General features: G+C 67.6%; 16 protein-coding genes and 1 rRNA gene. 6 read left to right on the top strand and 11 right to left on the bottom strand.

All coding sequences use genetic code 11. The features are described from left to right. The first annotated feature begins 92 nt into the window (after positions 1-92). The 6 genes from AC5RUO_RS19200 to AC5RUO_RS19175 all read left to right on the top strand — a co-directional run bounded on the left by AC5RUO_RS19200 (position 93) and on the right by AC5RUO_RS19175 (position 6,828). Entirely contained in the window at positions 93-1,727 is a 1,635-nt protein-coding gene (locus tag AC5RUO_RS19200; protein ID WP_494011985.1) for a sensor histidine kinase, read from the top strand. Beyond that, positions 1,724-2,437 carry a response regulator gene (locus tag AC5RUO_RS19195; protein WP_494011986.1) on the top strand — a complete coding sequence of 238 codons (714 nt, stop codon included), beginning with the start codon at positions 1,724-1,726 and terminating at the stop codon, positions 2,435-2,437. The genes AC5RUO_RS19200 and AC5RUO_RS19195 overlap by 4 nt, the downstream gene beginning before the upstream one ends. Before the next feature lie 115 nt (positions 2,438-2,552). Beyond that, positions 2,553-3,191, top strand: a complete 639-nt coding sequence (locus AC5RUO_RS19190; RefSeq protein ID WP_494011987.1) for a GntR family transcriptional regulator — start codon at positions 2,553-2,555, stop codon at positions 3,189-3,191. A 10-nt stretch (positions 3,192-3,201) separates the two neighbouring features. Beyond that, positions 3,202-4,722 (top strand): MmgE/PrpD family protein, encoded by a 1,521-nt coding sequence (locus AC5RUO_RS19185; RefSeq protein WP_494104379.1) that lies wholly within the window; start codon positions 3,202-3,204, stop codon positions 4,720-4,722. Continuing rightward, positions 4,722-5,627 carry a methylisocitrate lyase gene (gene prpB / locus AC5RUO_RS19180; RefSeq protein ID WP_494104378.1) on the top strand — a complete coding sequence of 302 codons (906 nt, stop codon included), beginning with the start codon at positions 4,722-4,724 and terminating at the stop codon, positions 5,625-5,627. The genes AC5RUO_RS19185 and prpB overlap by 1 nt, the downstream gene beginning before the upstream one ends. A gap of 61 nt (positions 5,628-5,688) precedes the next feature. Continuing rightward, positions 5,689-6,828 (top strand): bifunctional 2-methylcitrate synthase/citrate synthase, encoded by a 1,140-nt coding sequence (locus AC5RUO_RS19175; RefSeq protein ID WP_494011990.1) that lies wholly within the window; start codon positions 5,689-5,691, stop codon positions 6,826-6,828. A 69-nt stretch (positions 6,829-6,897) separates the two neighbouring features. Here the strand turns inward: AC5RUO_RS19175 and AC5RUO_RS19170 are convergent, their stop codons facing one another. The 11 genes from AC5RUO_RS19170 to rrf form a co-directional block, all read right to left on the bottom strand. Further along, positions 6,898-7,386, bottom strand: coding sequence for an 8-oxo-dGTP diphosphatase (locus AC5RUO_RS19170; protein ID WP_494011991.1), 489 nt, complete (start codon positions 7,384-7,386; stop codon positions 6,898-6,900). After that, the gene (gene xerD / locus AC5RUO_RS19165) at positions 7,383-8,405 is read right to left on the bottom strand and encodes a site-specific tyrosine recombinase XerD (protein ID WP_494011992.1); all 1,023 of its coding nucleotides are present in this window, start codon (positions 8,403-8,405) and stop codon (positions 7,383-7,385) included. The genes AC5RUO_RS19170 and xerD overlap by 4 nt, the downstream gene beginning before the upstream one ends. Next, positions 8,405-9,064, bottom strand: coding sequence for an NUDIX domain-containing protein (locus AC5RUO_RS19160; RefSeq protein ID WP_494011993.1), 660 nt, complete (start codon positions 9,062-9,064; stop codon positions 8,405-8,407). The genes xerD and AC5RUO_RS19160 overlap by 1 nt, the downstream gene beginning before the upstream one ends. A gap of 27 nt (positions 9,065-9,091) precedes the next feature. Further along, positions 9,092-10,870, bottom strand: a complete 1,779-nt coding sequence (gene pyrG / locus AC5RUO_RS19155) for a CTP synthase (protein ID WP_494011994.1) — start codon at positions 10,868-10,870, stop codon at positions 9,092-9,094. A 125-nt stretch (positions 10,871-10,995) separates the two neighbouring features. Further along, on the bottom strand, positions 10,996-12,735 hold the full coding sequence (gene recN, locus AC5RUO_RS19150; RefSeq protein ID WP_494104377.1) for a DNA repair protein RecN: 1,740 nt from the start codon (positions 12,733-12,735) through the stop codon (positions 10,996-10,998). 4 nt (positions 12,736-12,739) lie between these two features. Further along, positions 12,740-13,765, bottom strand: coding sequence for an NAD kinase (locus AC5RUO_RS19145; protein WP_494104376.1), 1,026 nt, complete (start codon positions 13,763-13,765; stop codon positions 12,740-12,742). A 13-nt stretch (positions 13,766-13,778) separates the two neighbouring features. After that, complete coding sequence (locus AC5RUO_RS19140; RefSeq protein WP_494104375.1) at positions 13,779-14,594, bottom strand: TlyA family RNA methyltransferase; 816 nt, start codon at positions 14,592-14,594, stop codon at positions 13,779-13,781. After that, positions 14,594-14,845, bottom strand: a complete 252-nt coding sequence (locus tag AC5RUO_RS19135; RefSeq protein ID WP_494104374.1) for a hypothetical protein — start codon at positions 14,843-14,845, stop codon at positions 14,594-14,596. The genes AC5RUO_RS19140 and AC5RUO_RS19135 overlap by 1 nt, the downstream gene beginning before the upstream one ends. 9 nt (positions 14,846-14,854) lie before the next feature. Further along, entirely contained in the window at positions 14,855-15,844 is a 990-nt protein-coding gene (locus AC5RUO_RS19130) for an HAD-IIA family hydrolase (protein WP_494104373.1), read from the bottom strand. A 5-nt stretch (positions 15,845-15,849) separates the two neighbouring features. After that, positions 15,850-17,832, bottom strand: coding sequence for a hypothetical protein (locus tag AC5RUO_RS19125; protein WP_494104372.1), 1,983 nt, complete (start codon positions 17,830-17,832; stop codon positions 15,850-15,852). Positions 17,833-18,251: 419 nt separating this feature from the next. Continuing rightward, positions 18,252-18,347, bottom strand: a 5S ribosomal RNA gene (gene rrf, locus AC5RUO_RS19120); the annotation flags it as partial.

Here is an 18,347-nt window from a genome sequence, read left to right as displayed (position 1 = left end):
TCCGGTGTGATATCCATCATTGGTTACGCCGTGACCCAGCTCACCGTTGCGTTCATATTGGTCGCGGCACACCAACTTGGCCGGAGGTAGACATGATCCAGCGCTGGAGCATCGCCCGGCGGCTTTTCGTCGCGAACCTCCTGATCGTGGTGGTGTTCATCGCCATCGTGGGGTCTGCCACGTACATCGACGCCCGTGAGCGGACGTATGACGAAGCCGGCTTGCGGATGGCGGGCATTGCCAGCTCAATTGCCGCCAGCCCCCTGGTGCTTGAGGCCGCCGCATCGCCGGATCCCTCAGCCCTGCTGCAGCCGTACGCCATGGACGTCATGGCCGCGGCCGACGTCGACTTCATCACCATCATGGCCCCGGACCGCACCCGGTGGACCCACCCGCGGCCGGAGGAAGTGGGGCGGCCGTACATCGGTTCCATCGACGCCGCGTTGCAGGGCGGGGAACTCACCGAGGTCACCGCCGGCACCCTGGGGCCATCCGTGCGGACGATCGTCCCCGTGAAGGATGGTGCCGGCAACGTCAGGGCGCTCGTTGCCGCCGGCGTCACGGTAGGCACGCTGGACGTGGCCTTCGCAGCGCGCCTGCCTGCCCTTCTGGCAATAGGGCTGGCACTGCTGGGGGGCGGATCCTGGGCCTCCTGGCTGCTTGGCCGGTACCTCCGCCGGGTCACCCGCGGCTGGGGGCCGGAGCAGTTGGCCCAGCTGTTCGCCTACTACGAGTCCGTGCTGCACTCGGTCCGCGAAGGACTCATCCTGATCGACACCAAGGGCAGGGTGGTGATGTACAACGACCAGGCCGCCGAGCTCCTGGGCCTGGACGAGGCCGGCAGCAAGGACCCTACCCGCCCGCCGGCACTGGCCGACCTGCCCCTCGACGAGGGGCTTCGGGGCCTGTTCGAGTCCGGCCGCACCGCCAAGGACGAGATCGTCCTCACCGGCTCCCGCGTGCTGGTCATCAACCAGGGACCGGCACGAGGCCCCGAAACGCCTGACCGGCGCGGAAGGAACGCGGTGTACGGCACCGTGGCCACGCTCCGCGACAGGACGGAGATCGAGTCCCTGGGCAATGAACTGGAAACCATGCGGACTCTTTCGGACGCGCTGCGGGCACAGACGCACGAGCATGCAAACCGGCTGCACACGATGGTCTCGCTCCTGGAGCTGGGCCGCACCCGGGAAGCCCTGGACTTCGCCACCAGGGACCTGGAACTCAGCCAGCAATTGACGGACGAGATGGTGGGATCCGTGGACGAACCGGTCCTCAGCGCCCTGGTCATGGGCAAAGTGGCCGAAGCCCATGAGCGGGGCGTCCAGCTGGATGTGGCCACTCTTGGGTCCGGAACAGTGGCCGGCATAGCCGTGCAGGATCTGGTGACCATTTTGGGGAACCTGTTGGACAACGCCATAGATGCTGCGGCTGACGGAGCCCCGCCCCGACGGGTGGAGCTGACGGTGGAGTCCGATGACGAAGGACTGGACATCGCCGTCCACGACACCGGGGCGCCCCTTGAGGCGGCGGCAGCCGGCAACATCTTCCGGCACGGCTACAGCACCAAGCCCGCGGGTTCCGGCGGCCGCGGCATCGGCCTCGCCCTTGTCCGCCAGGCGGTGCAGCGGCTGGGAGGTACGCTGACCATCAACGGACGGCGCGGTGCCAAATTCGAAGTGTTCCTGCCCGCGGCGGTACCTCCGGGGAAGGAGCGCGACGCGTGAGCGACATCCGGGTCCTCGTGGTGGAGGACGAGGCCATTGCCTCCGCCGCGCATGCGGCGTATGTGGGGAGGCTGCCTGGATTCGAGCTCGCCGGAACCGCTCCAGATGGGCAGTCCGCGCTCCGGCTGCTGAACGAGTTCTCGGCGGCAGGCAAACCTGTGGAACTGGTCCTGCTGGACATGAACCTGCCGGACCTCCACGGCCTGGACATTGCGCGTAGGATGCGTGCCGCCGGCATTCTTGCCGACATCATTGCGATCACGGCGGTCAGGGAACTGGCCATCGTGCGCAGCGCAGTGGCCATCGGCGTGGTGCAGTACCTGATCAAGCCGTTCACGTTCGCCACCTTCGCAGACAAGCTGGAGAGCTACCGGCAGTTCCGGCAACAACTGGCAGGCTCCCACTCGGGGTCCGGGAAATCCGCGGCATCCCAAAGCGACGTGGACCAGGCCTTCGCCAGCCTGCGTGCGCCCTCGGAACTGCCGTTGCCGAAGGGGCTGTCCGTGTCCACGCTGGAGTCCGTTCAGGAGTTCCTGAAGGGGCACCAGGATGCGGTGTCCGCCACCGAGGTGATGGACGCGCTCGGGATGTCCCGGGTTACTGCCCGCCGCTACCTGGAATACCTTGCCGACGCAGGCACCGTCTCCCGCACTGCACGGTACGGCACGCCCGGGAGGCCGGAGAACGAGTACCGCTGGAGCGGCAGGTAGCCCCCGGCCGCATGTGTATACACGAAACCGCACCTCATCTGTTTTCCGCCAAAAAGGACGCTTTTAGTCCGCTTTGTGTATACAGTGGTGAATCGTAGGAGCGAAAGGAGCAGCGATGCGGGCCAGTGAACGGGCGTACGCCGTCCTGCGCGATGACATCGTCGAGTGGCGGCTGCCGCCCGGTACTTTGCTGGCCGAAGTGGAGCAGGCTGAACGCCTGGGCGTCTCCCGCACTCCGCTCCGGGAAGCCTTGGGCCGCCTCACGGCGGAAGGCCTGACGGCCCCTGGCGGGCGGGGCGTCGTGGTCACCGGCATCTCGCTCGCCGACATCGACGAGCTCTTCGAGCTCCGCGGGATCCTGGAAGGCCGCGCCGCTGCACTTGCCGCCGAGCGCGGCGAGCCTGCCACATTCCGCCGGCTGCAGGACCAACTGCTGGCAGCGCCGGCACTCCTCACCGGCTCCGCATCCGGCATCCACGACTACTACGGGCTGGCGGGCAGGCTGGATGAAGCCATCGATGCGGCCATCGCCAATTCGTACCTGGTGCAGGCCATGCGAAGCCTGCGGGTACACCTGGTGCGCATCCGCCGGATGGCAGCTGACAACACCGACCGGCTGTCCGCTGCGGCCGCCGAGCACGCGGCCATCGCCGGGGCCATCGCGGACCGGAACCCGCGGCTTGCCGAAGCTGCCACCATCATGCACCTGCACCGCAGCCTTGCCCACATCAAAACCGCCTCGCCATCCCTGTAGAAGGAGCCCCATGGTCCAGGAACACCACGTCCGCGTATACAAGAGCGAAGAGAACCTGCCCCGGGAGGAGCAGCTGGCGCACAAAATCGCCGTGGTAGCCGCCGACCCCGTCGACGTCACCCCGGAAGTCACGGAGATGGTGATCAACCGGATCATCGACAACGCCTCAGTGGCCATCGCCTCGCTGAACCGTGCCCCGATCGTCGCCGCCCGGGCGCAGGCACTGGCCCACGCGCCGAGCACCGGCGGGACGGGCGCGAAGGTCTTCGGCATCGGCGAACGCGTCTCCCCCGAATGGGCCGCCTGGGCCAACGGCGTGGCCGTCAGGGAACTGGACTACCACGACACCTTCCTCGCCGCGGACTACTCCCACCCCGGCGACAACATCCCGCCCATCCTTGCCGTCGCACAGCACGTGGGATCCAGCGGCCATGACCTCATCCGCGGCATCACCACCGGCTACGAGATCCAGGTGAACCTGGTCAAGGCGATCTGCCTGCACAAGCACAAGATCGACCACGTCGCCCACCTCGGCCCCTCCGCCGCCGCCGGGATCGGCACCCTCCTGGGACTCGACGTCGAAACCATCTTCCAGTCCGTCGGCCAGGCCCTGCACACCACCACCGCCACACGCCAGTCCCGCAAGGGCGAAATCTCCACCTGGAAGGCCCACGCCCCCGCCTTCGCCGGGAAGATGGCCGTCGAAGCCGCAGACCGGGCGATGCGCGGCCAGACCTCCCCCGTCCCGATCTACGAAGGCGAAGACGGCGTGATCGCCTGGCTCCTCGACGGACCCGACGCCTCCTACCAGGTTCCCCTGCCGACACCAGGGGAAGCCAAGCGGGCCATCCTGGACACCTACACCAAGGAACACTCCGCCGAGTACCAGGCCCAGGCCTGGATCGACCTCGCCCGGAAACTCAACCGCGAACACCCTGAAGCCACCGACCCCGCCAACGTCGCATCGGTGCTGATCAGGACCAGCCACCACACCCACTACGTGATCGGCTCCGGCGCCAACGACCCCCAGAAATACTCCCCCACCGCATCGAGGGAAACCCTGGACCACTCCATCCCCTACATCTTTACCGTGGCTTTGCAGGACGGCGCCTGGCACCACGTGGATTCCTACGCCCCCAAACGCGCCGCCCGCCCGGACACCGTGGAACTCTGGCAGAAAGTCAGTACCGAGGAAGACCCCGAGTGGACCCGCCGCTACCACTCACTGGACATCAACGAAAAGGCCTTCGGCGGCTCGGTGGAGATCATCCTCACCGACGGCAATGTCATCACCGATGAGATCGCCGTCGCCGACGCCCACCCCCTCGGCGCCCGCCCGTTCGCACGGGAACAGTACGTGCACAAGTTCCGCACCCTCGCCGCCGGGCTCGTGGAGGAGGCAGAGATCGAACGGTTCCTCGCCGCCGTCGAACGCCTCCCCGAACTCGGCCCCGGGGAACTCGACCAGCTCAACATCACCGCCGCCCCCGGCGCCATCAACCTCAACAACGCGCCCAAGGGACTCTTCTGATGCTGTACTCGAAGGTCACGCCCGAGCAGAAGCGAATCGATTTCCACAACCTGCTTGCTTCGGGCACTATCGCGCAGTTCCCCGGCGCGTTTAATCCCCTCTCGGCCAGGCTGATCGAGGAGAAGGGCTTCGCGGGGGTCTACATTTCCGGCGCGGTCCTGGCCAACGACCTCGGCCTGCCGGACATCGGCCTCACCACCCTCACCGAAGTCGCCACCCGGGCCGGACAGATCGCCCGGATGACGGACCTGCCCGCCATCGTGGACGCCGACACCGGCTTCGGCGAACCCATGAACGTGGCCCGCACCGTCCAGGAAATCGAAAACGCCGGCCTCGCCGGGCTGCACATCGAGGACCAGTTCAACCCCAAACGCTGCGGCCACCTCGACGGCAAAAACGTCGTGGACCTGGACACCGCCACCAAACGCATCCGCGCCGCCGCCGACGCCCGCCGCGACCCCAACTTCCTCATCATGGCCCGCACCGACATCCGCGCCACCGACGGACTCCAGGCAGCCAAAGACCGGGCCCGTGCCCTGGTGGACGCCGGCGCCGACGCGATCTTCCCCGAAGCCATGCGCGACCTCGCCGAGTTCCAGGCCATCCGCGATGCCGTCCGCGTGCCGATCCTGGCCAACATGACCGAATTCGGCAAAAGCGACCTCTTCACCACCCGGCAGCTCCAGGCAGTGGGCGTGAACATGGTGATCTACCCAGTCACGCTGCTCCGTAGTGCCATGGGCGCCGCGGAGCGTACGCTGGACTCGATCAAGGCAGACGGAACGCAGGAAGCACAGGTCAGCAGCATGTTGACCCGTGCCCGACTCTACGAACTGGTTGACTACGAGGGGTACAACCGGTTCGACACGGGGGTCTTCAACTTCCATATTCCCGGGGAGCACTGACCCGGCCAGCCGCCGGCTCCGGCCGGCATCCAACAGGCGACAGGAACAAAGGAGTTTCAGCATGGCTGAACAGGACATCAAAAAAGGTCTCGCCGGCGTCGTGGTGGACTACACCTCCGTCTCCAAAGTCAATCCGGACACCAACTCGCTGCTTTACCGCGGCTACCCGGTCCAGGAACTCGCGGCGCGCTGCAGCTTCGAGGAAGTGGCGTACCTGCTGTGGAACGGGGAACTGCCCACGCAGGACCAGTTGACGGAATTCACTGCCAGGGAACGCGCGGGGCGCCCCCTGGACCCGGTGGTGAAGCAGGTGGTGGATGCCCTCCCCGAAACCGCACATCCCATGGACGTCTGCCGGACGGCCGCCTCGGTGATGGGCGCCCGCCACCCCCTTGCCGAGGATTCCTCGCGGGAAGCCAACATGGCCAAGGCGATCGACTTGTTCTCGGCCATGCCCGCCGTAGTGGCATACGACCAGCGGCGGCGCCGCGGCCAGTCCCCCGTTGATCCCCGCGACGACCTGGGCTACTCCGCCAACTTCCTCTGGATGACTTTCGGCGAGGAGCAGGTTCCCGAGGTGGTGGAGGCCTTCAACGTCTCGATGATCCTCTACGCGGAGCACTCCTTCAACGCGTCCACCTTCACCGCGCGGGTCATTACCTCCACGCTCTCGGACCTGCACTCCGCTGTCACCGGCGCCATCGGCGCACTCAAGGGGCCACTGCACGGCGGCGCCAACGAGGCCGTTATGCACACCTTCGACGAGATCGGCATCCGCCCGCAGGAGTCCCTGGAGGAAGCGTCCGCCCGCGCCAAAGCATGGATGGACAACGCCCTGGCAGAGAAGAAGAAAGTCATGGGCTTCGGCCACCGGGTCTACAAGCACGGCGATTCCCGTGTTCCCACCATGAAGGCGGCCCTGGACAAGATGATTGCCCATTACGGCCGGCCTGAGATCCTGGGCCTGTACCAGGGCCTGGAACATGCCATGGACGAGGCCAAGGGCATCAAGCCCAACCTCGACTATCCGGCCGGCCCCACCTACCACCTGATGGGCTTCGACACTGCCACCTTCACGCCGCTGTTTGTCGCCAGCCGCATTACCGGCTGGACCGCCCACATCATGGAGCAGTTGGACTCAAACTCCCTGATCCGGCCGCTCAGCGAGTACGTCGGTCCGGAGGAGCGGCACCTGGCGTAATCGTTCAGAAACGAAGACCACGACGCCGGCCCGGCACCTTCTGCCGGGCCGCCGTCGTCAGCAGAAAAGTTAGGGAAGCAGGCTTTCGGACGAGGCAACCGACTCATTGTCTGTATGCATGGTGACCACCACGTTCACCTGTCCGCCTTCCAAAACCACCGGGAGCCAATGGTCGGCATCCTGCCACATTCGGTCAGCCGGTAGCCTGCCCGTGGGGAACCACTCCGGGACGATCTCGTCGCTTTCAGCAGGTTCGCCCTGCCAGGTCCAGGCCGTGAAGAGGCTGGTTTCCATGTTCCACTCCGGACGCGCCGGAAAAACGAAGCGGACTGCCCCGGCATCAACAAGGTCCTCCGGCTGCACCGAAACACCGGTTTCCTCGAACACTTCGCGGATGACCGCTTCCCGGTCAGTCTCCCCCGGCTCCACGTGCCCGCCGATCCCAACGATTTTTCCCTTGCCGAACCCGGTCCGCTTCATCCCGAGCAGCACCTCCGTGCCCCCGGGCGTGTCCCGAAGGAGGAAGCACAGTGTAACTGCGGCGCCCTGGCGGGTCATCCGAGTGCCCGGGGATGCGCGGCGGCGTAGATCTCGCGCAAGGTGTCTGCGGTGACCAGCGTGTAGACCTGCGTGGTAGTCACCGAGGCGTGGCCCAGGAGTTCCTGTACCACGCGGACATCCGCGCCGCCCTCGAGCAGGTGGGTGGCGAACGAGTGCCGCAGGGTGTGGGGCGATACGTCCTTGGTGATGTTGGCTTTGTCGGCGGCGGTCTTCAGGATGGTCCAGGCGCTCTGCCGGCTGATCCTGCCGCCGCGGGCATTCAGGAACAGTGCGGGCGTGCCCTTCCCCTTCGCGGCCAGCAGCGGGCGGCCGCGCACAAGGTAGGCGTCCAGCGCCCTGGCTCCGTACGAGCCCAGCGGCACAAGCCGCTCTTTGGATCCCTTGCCAAAGAGCCGCACAATAGCCGGCCCCGCTTCGGCCTCGGCGAGGGAGATATCGTCAACGTCCAGGCCGACGGCCTCGCTGATGCGGGCGCCGGTGGAATACAGGAACTCCAGCAGTGCTCGGTCCCGCAGCCCGGTGGCGGTGTCCGTCCCGGCTGATTCGAGGATCCTGGTGACCTCATCGACGCTGATGGCCTTGGGCAGCCGCTTGCCTGCCATGGGCGGATGGACGTCGCCCGCGGGATCAGACGGTGTGTAGCCTTCCAGCGCCCAGAACTTGTGCAGCCCCCGGACCGCCACCACCGTCCGTGCGGCTGACCTGACACCCAGTGCCGAACCGCCGTCAGAGCCGTCCGAGAGCGCACGGACATAGCCGGTCACGTGCTGGCGGGTGATGTCCTCCGGCGCCCGGCAACCGGCGGATTCCAGAAAGCGGGCGTAACGGGCAAGGTCGCGACGGTAGGCAGCAAGGGTGTTGGCTGCCAGGCCGCGCTCCACGCCCATGTGCTGGAGATAGTCCGTGATGCCGCGGCTGATCGCAGCGGGTACGGCGGGCGTCGCTGCCGGGGGGACGTCCTGTACCGGGGCGGATCCGGCCGCAGGAGCAGCGTCGACGGAGGGGTTGGGGACCATTACCGCTGGCTGGGGTGTTCCGGCCACGGGGCGTCAGCGGGACGCAGGCCCGCGTAGCCGTTGGCACGGGCTGCCGCGGCCGCCAGGATCCCGACGACGGCGGAGGGGTTGTGGAGCCGGCCGGCCAGGACTGATGCCACGGCGTCGTCCAGCTTGATCCAGTGGAATTCGATCTCGGCTTCCTCATCCGTCCGCTCGTGGCGTTCGTGATGGGGAACGAACGTCAGTCCGCGGGCGAGGTAGATGCGGATGGCCTCGCTGGAGGACCCGGGAGAATTGAAGACGTCCGCAAGGACGTTCCAGGTGCTGGCGGCGAGGTCCGCCTCCTCAGCCAACTCGCGGGCCGCGCCCACCAGGAAGTCCTCACCCTCGACGTCCAACAGGCCGGCCGGGATCTCCCAGAGGTCCATCCCCACGGGGTGCCGGTACTGCCTGAGCAGCAGGACCTCGCCGTCGTCGTTCATGGGCAGGACGGCCACGGCGCCCGGGTGGTCGATGTAGTCGCGCGTGAGGGCTTCGCCGGACTCCTGCAGCTGGAACGTATCGCTGACCACGTCCCAGATCCGGCCTTCGTAGACCTTTTCCGTGGACAAGAGACGGCGCGGGCTCGGTGCATCCGAAACCTGCACTACATGGGTGGCTTCAGGTGTACCGGGCATCGCGCCGTCCTTTTTCTGTTGTGGGAACTACTTAGCGGCTACCGTACCGGAGGCCTGGGCTTCCGAAGCACCGGCAGCAGCCGTGTCGGCAGGGTCCGCCTCGGTGCCGGTGCCCTGGTGGTCCAGGGCGGCCTTGACCAGTCCGGCGAACAGCGGATGCGGACGGGTGGGGCGCGAGCTCAGCTCCGGGTGCGCCTGGGTGGCCACGTAGTACGGGTGGACGTCGGCGGGCAGCTCCACGAACTCCACCAGCTTTCCGTCCGGGGAGGTCCCGGAGAACACCAGGCCCTTGTCCGCGATCTGGTCGCGGTACTTGTTGTTGACCTCGTAGCGGTGGCGGTGCCTCTCGCGGACGGTGGTCTTGCCGTACGTTCCGGCGATGACCGAGCCTTCGTCGAGTTTGGCTTCGTAGAGGCCCAGGCGCATCGTTCCGCCCAGGTCGCCGCGGCCTTCGACGAACTCGAGCTGCTCCTCCATGGTGGCAATCACCGGGTACTTGGAGTCCGGTTCGAACTCGCTGGAGGAGGCGCCTTCCAGCCCCACCACGTTGCGAGCGTATTCGATCACCATGCACTGCAGGCCGAGGCAGAGGCCAAGGACGGGCAGCTTGGTTTCGCGGGCGAACTTCAGCGCACCGAGCTTGCCTTCAAGCCCGCGGATGCCGAAGCCGCCGGGGACGCAGATGGCGTTGACGCCGTCGAGCGCCTTGATGGCACCTTCACGCGTTTCGCATTCGTCGGACGGAACCCAGCGGATCTTCACCTTGGTGTCGTTGGCGAAGCCGCCGGCACGCAGGGCCTCTGTCACGGACAGGTAGGCGTCCGGAAGGTCGATGTACTTGCCCACGAGGGCGATCTCGACGTGGTGCTTGGGGTTGTGCACGGCTTCGAGCAGCTTGTCCCAGCTGGTCCAGTCCACGTCCTTGAACGGCAGGTCAAGGGCGCGCACGATGTAGGAGTCCAGGCCCTGGGTGTGGAGGGTCTTGGGGATGTCGTAGATGCTGGGGGCATCGGCGGCGTTGACCACGGCGTCGATGTCGACATCGCACATGCGGCCGATCTTCTCGCGCATCGCCTCGGGCACTTCACGGTCCGAGCGGATCACGATGGCCTCAGGCTGGATGCCGATGGAGCGCAGGGCGGCGACGGAATGCTGCGTTGGCTTCGTCTTCAGTTCCTGCGAGGGCCCGATGTAGGGCACCAGCGAGACGTGGAGAAAGAACACGTTGGTGCGGCCGACGTCCTGGCGCACCTGGCGGGCGGATTCGAGGAACGGCTGGGACTCGATGTCGCCAACGGTGCCGCCGATTTCGGTGATGATGACGTCCGGGGCGTTCTTGCCCTCGGCCGGCAGGCGCATGCGGCGCTTGATCTCGTCCGTGATGTGCGGGATGACCTGGACGGTGTCGCCGAGGTATTCGCCGCGGCGTTCCTTGGCGATGACCGTGGAGTAGATCTGGCCGGTGGTCACGTTCGCGGAACCTTCAAGGTTCTCGTCGAGGAAGCGTTCGTAGTGCCCGATGTCCAGGTCGGTCTCTGCGCCGTCGTCCGTGACGAAGACTTCACCGTGCTGGAAGGGGTTCATCGTGCCCGGATCCACGTTCAGGTAGGGATCGAGCTTCTGCATAGTTACAGACAGGCCGCGTGCCCGCAGCAGGTGGCCGAGGCTCGAAGCCGTCAGTCCCTTACCGAGCGAGGACGCCACACCACCGGTGACGAAGATGTGTTTGGTCGTCTTGGATGAGCCCGGGAACCGGGAATTTACACGGGAATTTGATCGCTGCACCACGGAATTCGAGCCTATCATCAATTGAGCCTTCCACGGGTCGGGTGGAACTGTCCCCCAAACCTCCTAGTCTGCAGGTCCGGCCGCCCGTGGATCAAGGGTTGTGGACCGGCGGGAGGCGGCTGGGTTCCGGCGCGCCGGCGCCGTCAGGCCCGCTGTGGCAGGAGTTTGGCGTCATCCAGCAGTTCCTGCGCGTGTGCCCGGGCGGATTCCGAGTCCTCCTGCCCGGCCAGCATGCGGGCCAGCTCGCGGACCCTTTCCGGGCCGTCAAGGAGGCGCACATCACTGGACGTGAACCCGGTGGCCGTGCCGCCGTCGGCGCCCCGGACCGAGGTCTTGGTGACGGTGATGTGCTGGTCCGCGAAGGCGGCGACCTGGGGCAGGTGGGTCACCACCAGGACCTGCACGTGCCGGGCCAGCATGGCCAGCCGGCGGCCGATCTCGACGGCGGCGCGTCCGCCCACGCCGGCGTCCACCTCGTCGAAGACAAACGTCGGCACCGGATCGACCGCGGCCAGCACCACCTCGATGGCGAGCATGACGCGGGACAGTTCACCGCCGGACGCGCCCTTGCCGAGCGGCCGGGCCGGCGCACCGGAATGCGGCTGCAACAGGAAGCCGATCTCGTCCGCCCCATGCGGGCCAAGCTGGGCGGCCGGCTCCAGGGTGATCACCAGGGTTGCATCAGCCATGGCCAGCGCCTTCAGTTCGGCGCTGACGCGGGCCGAAAGGTCCTTGGCTGCCTTGGCCCTGATCTTGCTGATGGCGGCGGCCTGCTTCTTCAGCTCGACCTCTGCCCGGACCACCTCCGCGTCCAGGGCCTCGATCCTTGATGAATCGTCCTGCAGTTCGTCGAACCGGATCCGGGCTTTCTCCGCCCACTCCAGCACCTCGTCGATGGTGGGCGCATATTTCCGGACCAGCTTGGCCAGCGAGGCACGCCGGTCCTCGATTTCCGCCAGCCGTTCCGGGCCCTCGGAATCCAGTCCGGCCTGGTAGCTGGCCAGTTCCGTGGCGATGTCGTTGAGCAGGAAGCCCACTTCGGCAAGGCGGGCGGCGGCCGATCCCAGTTCGGCGTCATGTTCGGCCACATGTTCCAGGGTCCGCTTGGCCGTGTCCACCAGGGTGGTAGCGTCGCCTTCCTCGCCGAAGTCCTCGGCGATCAGTGCCTGATGGGCCGTGCTGGCGGCGATGCGCAGCTCTTCCACGTTGGCGAGCTTGACCGCCTCGGCCTTCAGCAGCTCGTCCTCCCCCGGCTGCGGATCCACCTCGTCGATTTCGGCCAGGGCAGTCTGCAGCGATTCGGCCTCGCGCAGCCGGTCGCGGGCGGCGCTGCGCAGCGCGTCCAGCTCGGACTGGCTGGCTTTCCAGTGGTTGTAGAGGTCCTGGTAGGCGGCCAGCGGCCCGGCCAGGGCTTCCCCCGCGAACTTGTCCAGGGCACCGCGCTGGGCGGCGGCCCCTTTCAACCGGATCTGGTCCGACTGGCCATGCACCACCACAAGGGTTTCACCGATCTCGGCCAGGACCCCGACGGGGGCGGCGCGGCCACCCAGGAACGCACGGCTGCGGCCGTCAGCACCCAGGCGCCGTGCCAGGATCAGCTCGGCGCCGCCGTCGAACTCTTCCGCTTCCGCGCCAGCATCAAGGGCGCGGGCCACAGCCGGGTGGCCGGCGTCGAGCTTCAGCACAGCTTCCGCCGTGGCGCTCTTCGCCCCGCTCCGGACTGCGCCGGCGTCCGAGCGGGCGCCCAGCAGCAGGCCGACGGCGGTCACCACCATGGTCTTGCCGGCACCGGTTTCACCGGTCACCACGCTCAGGCCCGGGCCCAACGGCAGGGTTGCGTCGGTGATGACGCCGAGATCGCGGATTCTCAGTTCTTCAAGCATCGTTTCACTTTGCGGTCGACGGATCGGGATCAGCATCGGGCTGGCCGTGTTCCGGCACCTGGAGGGGCGGCATGGGCCGCGGCGTCCGGACGATCGGGATGGGCCCGGTGTGGATGGCCTCGGCCTTGGGCACCGGGCCGCGCCAGCCGTGGATGGGGAGCTCGAACTTCCGGACCAGCCGGGCGGAGAACGGCGTCTGATGGGTCCTTGCCAGCCGGACGGGGGTGGCCGACTTGGTGACTTCCACGCGCGAGCCGGGCGGGAGGTCCACGGAGCGCCGGCCATCGCACCAGAGGACCCCCAGGGCGTCGGTGCGGCCCAGGACCTCCACCGCCAGCTTCGAGCGGGGAGAGACCACGAGGGGCTTGGCGAAGAGGGCGTGGGCGCTGATGGGGACGATCACCAGGGCCTCCACCTCCGGCCAGACCACGGGGCCGCCCGCCGAAAAGGCGTAGGCGGTGGAGCCAGTGGGGGTTGCGAGCACGATGCCGTCCGAGCCGAAGGACGTCAGTGGACGTTCGTCCACTTCGGTGACCACCTCCAGCATGCGTTCACGGTTGGCTTTCTCGATCGCGGCCTCGTTCAGGGCCCAGGTGTGCCAGATTTTTTGGCCGCGGACCCACACCTGCACGTCGATGGTCATCCGTTCTTCCACCGTGTACTCGCGGCTGGCAATCCAGTCGACGGTCTGGGCAAGGTCCGCCCGTTCGCTTTCCGCCAGGAAGCCCACATGGCCGAGGTTGACGCCCAGCAGGGGCACGTCCACCTCGCGAACCAGCTCGGCGGCGCGCAGGATGGTGCCGTCGCCGCCCAGGACCATCACCAGTTCGACGTCCGGCAGCTGGACGTGGTCGTGGAGGACCTCCACGGGCTGGGCGAGGTGCCCGAAGAACCGCTCCATGTCCCCCAGTTCGGACTCCTGCATCACCGGCACAATGCCGGAAGCGTGCAGCAGGGCGCAGGCCTCCCAGGCAGCCTTCAGGGATTCCTCGCGGCCGGTGTGGGCAAGGACCAGTACTCGCCTGCTCATCAGGTTCCGCTCTCTAGTGGTTCGGCCAGATACGTCCGAGCAAGGCAGCAACTGCTGCCCCGCGCTCTTCGATCTTAGGCAAGTCTGTGCCGATCCTGCGTCTTATCCACAGGAAGTACTCGACGTTTCCGTCCTGGCCGGGCAGTGGACTGGCCGCCAGACCGCAGAGGTCCAGCCCGGCGTCGAACGCCGCCAGCGCCACTTTCTCCACCGCCAGCCGGCGTTCGCGCCCGGAGGTGACCACGCCGGTGCGGCCCAGCCGGTCCTTGCCGATCTCGAACTGCGGCTTGACCATCAGCACCAGGTCGCCGCCGGGTTCGGTGCACTGCGCCAGCGGCTGGACCACCAGGGTGAGCGAGATGAAGGACAGGTCCGCGACGGTCAGGGCAGCGGGTCCGCCGATGTCCGCCGGTTCGATGTACCGGACGTTCATGCCCTCGTGGACGGCCACCCGCGGATCGTTGCGGAGGTGCGGCACCAGCTGGCCGTGCCCGACGTCGACCGCCACCACGGAGGCCGCGCCCCGCCGCAGCAGGACGTCAGTAAAACCGCCCGTGGAGGCGCCGGCATCCAGGCACCGCTTGCCCTCTGCCGTAACCTCCGGAAAGGCGTCCAGGGCGCCCGCAAGCTTGTGCCCGGCGCGGCTGGCGTAGGTATCCTCTTCGTCGTGTTCGACGGCGAGGTCCCGGTCGTCGTCGACCTGCAGGGACGCTTTTGCCAGGACTTTGCCGGCGGACGTGACCTTTCCTTCGGCGATCAGCGCGGCAGCGTGCGTGCGGGACCGGGCCAGGCCGCGCACAACCAGGGCCTGGTCGAGGCGTACAGGCATCAGGCTCCGCCGTCCGTAGCCCGCGTGTCCGCCTGCACGGCGTCCGGGTGCTCATCATTCAATGCTTCGAGGAGCTCGTCATGCAGGGCGGTGTAGGCTGCTTCGTGCTCTGCCACGGGGGCCTGGGGCAGGTCCGCCAGCCGGGCGAGGGCCCGCGCCACGGCAGGATCCGTGATGCCGGCGCCGGCTGCCTCCGGCCAGTCCGGGAAAGGCTGGGCTGCTGCTGCGTCGGGTCCGGTCAGCTCAGTCATTCAACCAGTCTAATGATCCAGCCAGGCAAGTTTTGGCGCCCTGGGAGCCGTGGCTTCCGGGGTCGCCGCCCACCACGCAGCGCAGGCCGCCCGCCAGGCATCCAGGCTGTCCTGACTGCCGATGATGCCCACCGCGCCGTTGGCCACGCGGGCCGAAGCCCGCCCGCACATGTAGGTGCCGTCGTCGTGCGTCACCTCCGGGTAGGGCCGGTACAGGTCCGGAAGCGTCTCGATGATGTAGTCCGGACGTTCGGCGGCGCGTGCCGCCAGGATGGTCTGCCGGGTGTCGACGCCGGTCAGCACCGCCACTGTGGCAAAGCCGGCGTTGTTGCCGCCCAGGATGTCAGTGTCCAGCCGGTCCCCCACCACCAGCGGACGCTCAGCACCCAGCCGCTTGGCGGCCGAGTGGAAGAGCGGCGCCTCCGGCTTTCCTGCCACCAGCGGCTGCTGCCCGGTTGCCGCGGCTACCGCAGCCACCAGCGTTCCGTTGCCGGGGGCGATTCCCCGTGCCTGGGGTATGGACATGTCCGTGTTCGTGGCAACCCAGAGCGCTCCTGCGTTGACCACATACGTGGCTTCCGCCAGGTCCTTCCACCCAATGTCCGGGTTGAAGCCCTGGACCACTGCCACGGGATTTTCGTCCTGGCTGTAAACCGGGACCAGGCCCACCAGTTCGATCTCGCGGGCCAGCGCCGGGCTTCCGGTGATCAGGATCCGGGATCCTGGCGCCAGCCTCGACGCCAGGAGCTCGGCCGCAGCCTGCGACGAGCTAACCACCTGGTTGTCCTCCGCGGGAGCACCCAGTTCACGCAGGTGCGCCGCAACCTGCGCCGGAGAGCGGGACGCGTTGTTGGTCACGTAGCCCAGCCCCACTCCCAGGCCGGACAACCGCTGCAGCGACTCCACGGCACCGGGAATGGCGTGGGGACCCGCGTAGACCACTCCGTCCAAATCGGCCAGGAGCGCATCGAACAGGGAGATCAGGGGAACTTCGGCCATTCGTGTCAGTCTTCCCGGCTGTCCTGGTTGTCTTCGGTGCCCTGGATGCCGCTGGTGTCCGCAGCGTCGCTGTTGTCCGGGGCATCGCCGTTGTCCGAGAAACCGTCCAGTTCGTCGTGCTCCACGGAGTCTTCATCGGACTCCGCATCGTCGGACATGAAGTAGTCCGCTTCCTGGTCGTCGATGTCAGCGTCGTCGAGGCGGGCTGCGTGGACCTCATCGGTACCAGCAGCGGTGCCGGCGTGGGCAGCAACGGAGGGACCGGCGTCGGCCGTTGCTTCCCCGGCTGAGCCGTCCGCTGTACCGGTGGATGCACCGGCAGCGGCGGCCGACTGGCTGGCCACGGAGGCGCGCTCCAGGTTGCGGCGACGCTCGGCTTCCTCGCGGGCCTCTTCCTCCTCGTCCCAGCCGAGGTCGATGATGTCAGGCTCCTCGTCGATTCCCTGGCCCAGCGCGTTCTCAGCCACAACGGCCTGCTTCTGCCACTTGTCCGCCTCAGCTTCACGGCCCACGGCGGCGAGGGCATCAGCATAGGCGCGGAACAGCCGGGGGCTGTAGGAGAAGGCCCGGTTCATGTCCAGCTGCGGAATTTCAAGTTCGGCGACGGCGGCGTCCAGTTGGCCGAGGTCCCTCCGGGCCCCTGCTGCCACGATTGCCAGTTCCACCTTGCCGGGAGCGTCCAGGTCCTGGGCTTCCTCCGACCGGGCCACATCAAGTGCCCGGTCAGGCCGGCCCAGGCCCCGCTCGCAGTCGGCCATCACCGGCAGGTGCACGTTGGAACCGCTGATGCGCCGGTAGGTGCGGAATTCCCGGAGCGCCTCGCCGTAGTGGCCGGCAGCGTAGGCGGTGAGGCCCACAGCTTCACGGACCGCAGCAAGCCTGCCGCCGCGGCGGCTTGCCGCCAATGCGTGCTGGAACGCCAGTTCCGGTTCGTCATCAATCAGGCGCCCGGCCATGACCAGGTGGCGGGCAACCCACTCCGCGCTCCGCGATTCGAGGGTCTTGATCTGGTGCTGAGTGGCGCGGTCCAGCTCCTTGCCCGTGACGTCCTCGTCAATCTCCGGAGAGCGTTCGCGGTCGGGGCGGTTGGCGCTGCGGATGTCCCGGGCGTTGGGAACGCGTGCCGGACGGTCCTCCTGGCGGTCGCGGCCAAATCCACGGGGACCGGAGTCGCTACGGGGTGCACCACCGCGGGGTGCCTCACCACGGTCGAAACTGCGGGAGTCACGGTCCTGCCGATCCTGCCGGTCACCGAAAGGCCTGCGGTTGTCGCCGCCGCCGAAGCTGCGGCGGTCGCCATCGTCGCGGCGCGGGCGGTCACCGTAGGGCCGGTTGTCCCGGTCACTGTACTGCTTGCGCTCCCCGCCGCCAAACCCGCGGCGGTCCTCGCCCTCACGGCGCGGCCGGTCACCGAAAGGCTTCCGGTCACGATCGCCAAAGGACTTACGGTCGCCGAAGGGCTTCCGCTCGCCGCCGCCGAAGCTGCGGCGGTCGCCGTCGTCGCGGCGCGGGCGGTCACCGTAGGGCCGGTTGTCCCGGTCACTGTACTGCTTGCGCTCTCCCCCGCCGCCGAACCCGCGGCGGTCATCGCCCTCACGGCGCGGACGGTCACCGTAAGGCCGGTTGTCCCGGTCACCGTACGGCTTGCGCTCCCCGCCGCCAAACCCGCGGCGGTCATCGCCCTCACGGCGCGGACGGTCACCGAAAGGCCGGTTCTCCCGGTCCCCGTACGGCTTGCGCTCCCCGCCGCCAAACCCGCGGCGGTCATCGCCCTCACGGCGCGGACGATCGGCGAAAGGCTTCCGGTCACGATCGCCAAAGGGCTTCCGCTCTCCGAAGGGCTTCCGCTCGCCGCCGCCGGCCGCGCCCCGGTCATTGTTGTCGCGGTTAGCGCGGGATCGGAACCCGCGTGGATCGCCGCCGGAGTTGTTGTTTCCCCGGAAGGCTCCGCGGTCGTTTCCGCGGTTGCCGCCGTTGTGCTCGGCCATGATGGATTCCTCCTGTTGTGAGCCGACCACTGGCGCAACTGCAGCCGCTCGTATCCGTGTTTCGTTTCCTACGCAACCCGAAATCAAGCGCTTCGAAGTCCGTACATCTTCATCAATTCTAGGCGAGCCCCATAAACCACCGGGACAGTCCGGCCCGGAAGTGGCGCATCGTGGCAATCTTCACACCCGACCGCCGCCCAGGCGTGCACCTTCCCGGGCCGACGCGCGCTCCTTTGTGGCGGCGATTGAGCCGATGCGCGCTCACTTCTGGTGGTTCCGGGCTGGACGCGTGGGCGGTCGTTCCTGGGGAGGGTGGCTGTTATCCGTGGGGGGCCGGCCTGGGGCTTAATGCCTGACGTTGGGTGGTGGTTAAAGTGGTAGGGCCCTGACAGTGATTGTCAGGGCCCTACTAATGTTATGTCCGGCGGTGTCCTACTCTCCCACACCCTCCCGGGTGCAGTACCATCGGCGCTGTGGGTCTTAGCTTCCGGGTTCGGAATGGGACCGGGCGTTTC

The sequence above is a fragment of the Arthrobacter sp. Y3221087 genome (assembly GCF_059089905.1).
Note: the sequence above shows the minus strand (reverse complement) of the source record. Positions and strands in the feature narration are given on the sequence as shown.

What these genes read in the sequence shown, in the direction of transcription:
- pyrG (WP_494011994.1), bottom strand. Translation starts at nt 10,870, where the DNA reads ATGATAGGCTCGAATTCCGTGGTGCAGCGATCAAATTCCCGTGTAAAT.
- recN (WP_494104377.1), bottom strand. Translation starts at nt 12,735, where the DNA reads ATGCTTGAAGAACTGAGAATCCGCGATCTCGGCGTCATCACCGACGCA.
- AC5RUO_RS19175 (WP_494011990.1), top strand. Translation starts at nt 5,689, where the DNA reads ATGGCTGAACAGGACATCAAAAAAGGTCTCGCCGGCGTCGTGGTGGAC.
- AC5RUO_RS19160 (WP_494011993.1), bottom strand. Translation starts at nt 9,064, where the DNA reads ATGCCCGGTACACCTGAAGCCACCCATGTAGTGCAGGTTTCGGATGCA.
- prpB (WP_494104378.1), top strand. Translation starts at nt 4,722, where the DNA reads ATGCTGTACTCGAAGGTCACGCCCGAGCAGAAGCGAATCGATTTCCAC.
- AC5RUO_RS19145 (WP_494104376.1), bottom strand. Translation starts at nt 13,765, where the DNA reads ATGAGCAGGCGAGTACTGGTCCTTGCCCACACCGGCCGCGAGGAATCC.
- AC5RUO_RS19140 (WP_494104375.1), bottom strand. Translation starts at nt 14,594, where the DNA reads ATGCCTGTACGCCTCGACCAGGCCCTGGTTGTGCGCGGCCTGGCCCGG.
- AC5RUO_RS19170 (WP_494011991.1), bottom strand. Translation starts at nt 7,386, where the DNA reads ATGACCCGCCAGGGCGCCGCAGTTACACTGTGCTTCCTCCTTCGGGAC.
- AC5RUO_RS19190 (WP_494011987.1), top strand. Translation starts at nt 2,553, where the DNA reads ATGCGGGCCAGTGAACGGGCGTACGCCGTCCTGCGCGATGACATCGTC.
- AC5RUO_RS19135 (WP_494104374.1), bottom strand. Translation starts at nt 14,845, where the DNA reads ATGACTGAGCTGACCGGACCCGACGCAGCAGCAGCCCAGCCTTTCCCG.
- AC5RUO_RS19125 (WP_494104372.1), bottom strand. Translation starts at nt 17,832, where the DNA reads ATGGCCGAGCACAACGGCGGCAACCGCGGAAACGACCGCGGAGCCTTC.
- AC5RUO_RS19130 (WP_494104373.1), bottom strand. Translation starts at nt 15,844, where the DNA reads ATGGCCGAAGTTCCCCTGATCTCCCTGTTCGATGCGCTCCTGGCCGAT.
- AC5RUO_RS19200 (WP_494011985.1), top strand. Translation starts at nt 93, where the DNA reads ATGATCCAGCGCTGGAGCATCGCCCGGCGGCTTTTCGTCGCGAACCTC.
- AC5RUO_RS19185 (WP_494104379.1), top strand. Translation starts at nt 3,202, where the DNA reads ATGGTCCAGGAACACCACGTCCGCGTATACAAGAGCGAAGAGAACCTG.
- xerD (WP_494011992.1), bottom strand. Translation starts at nt 8,405, where the DNA reads ATGGTCCCCAACCCCTCCGTCGACGCTGCTCCTGCGGCCGGATCCGCC.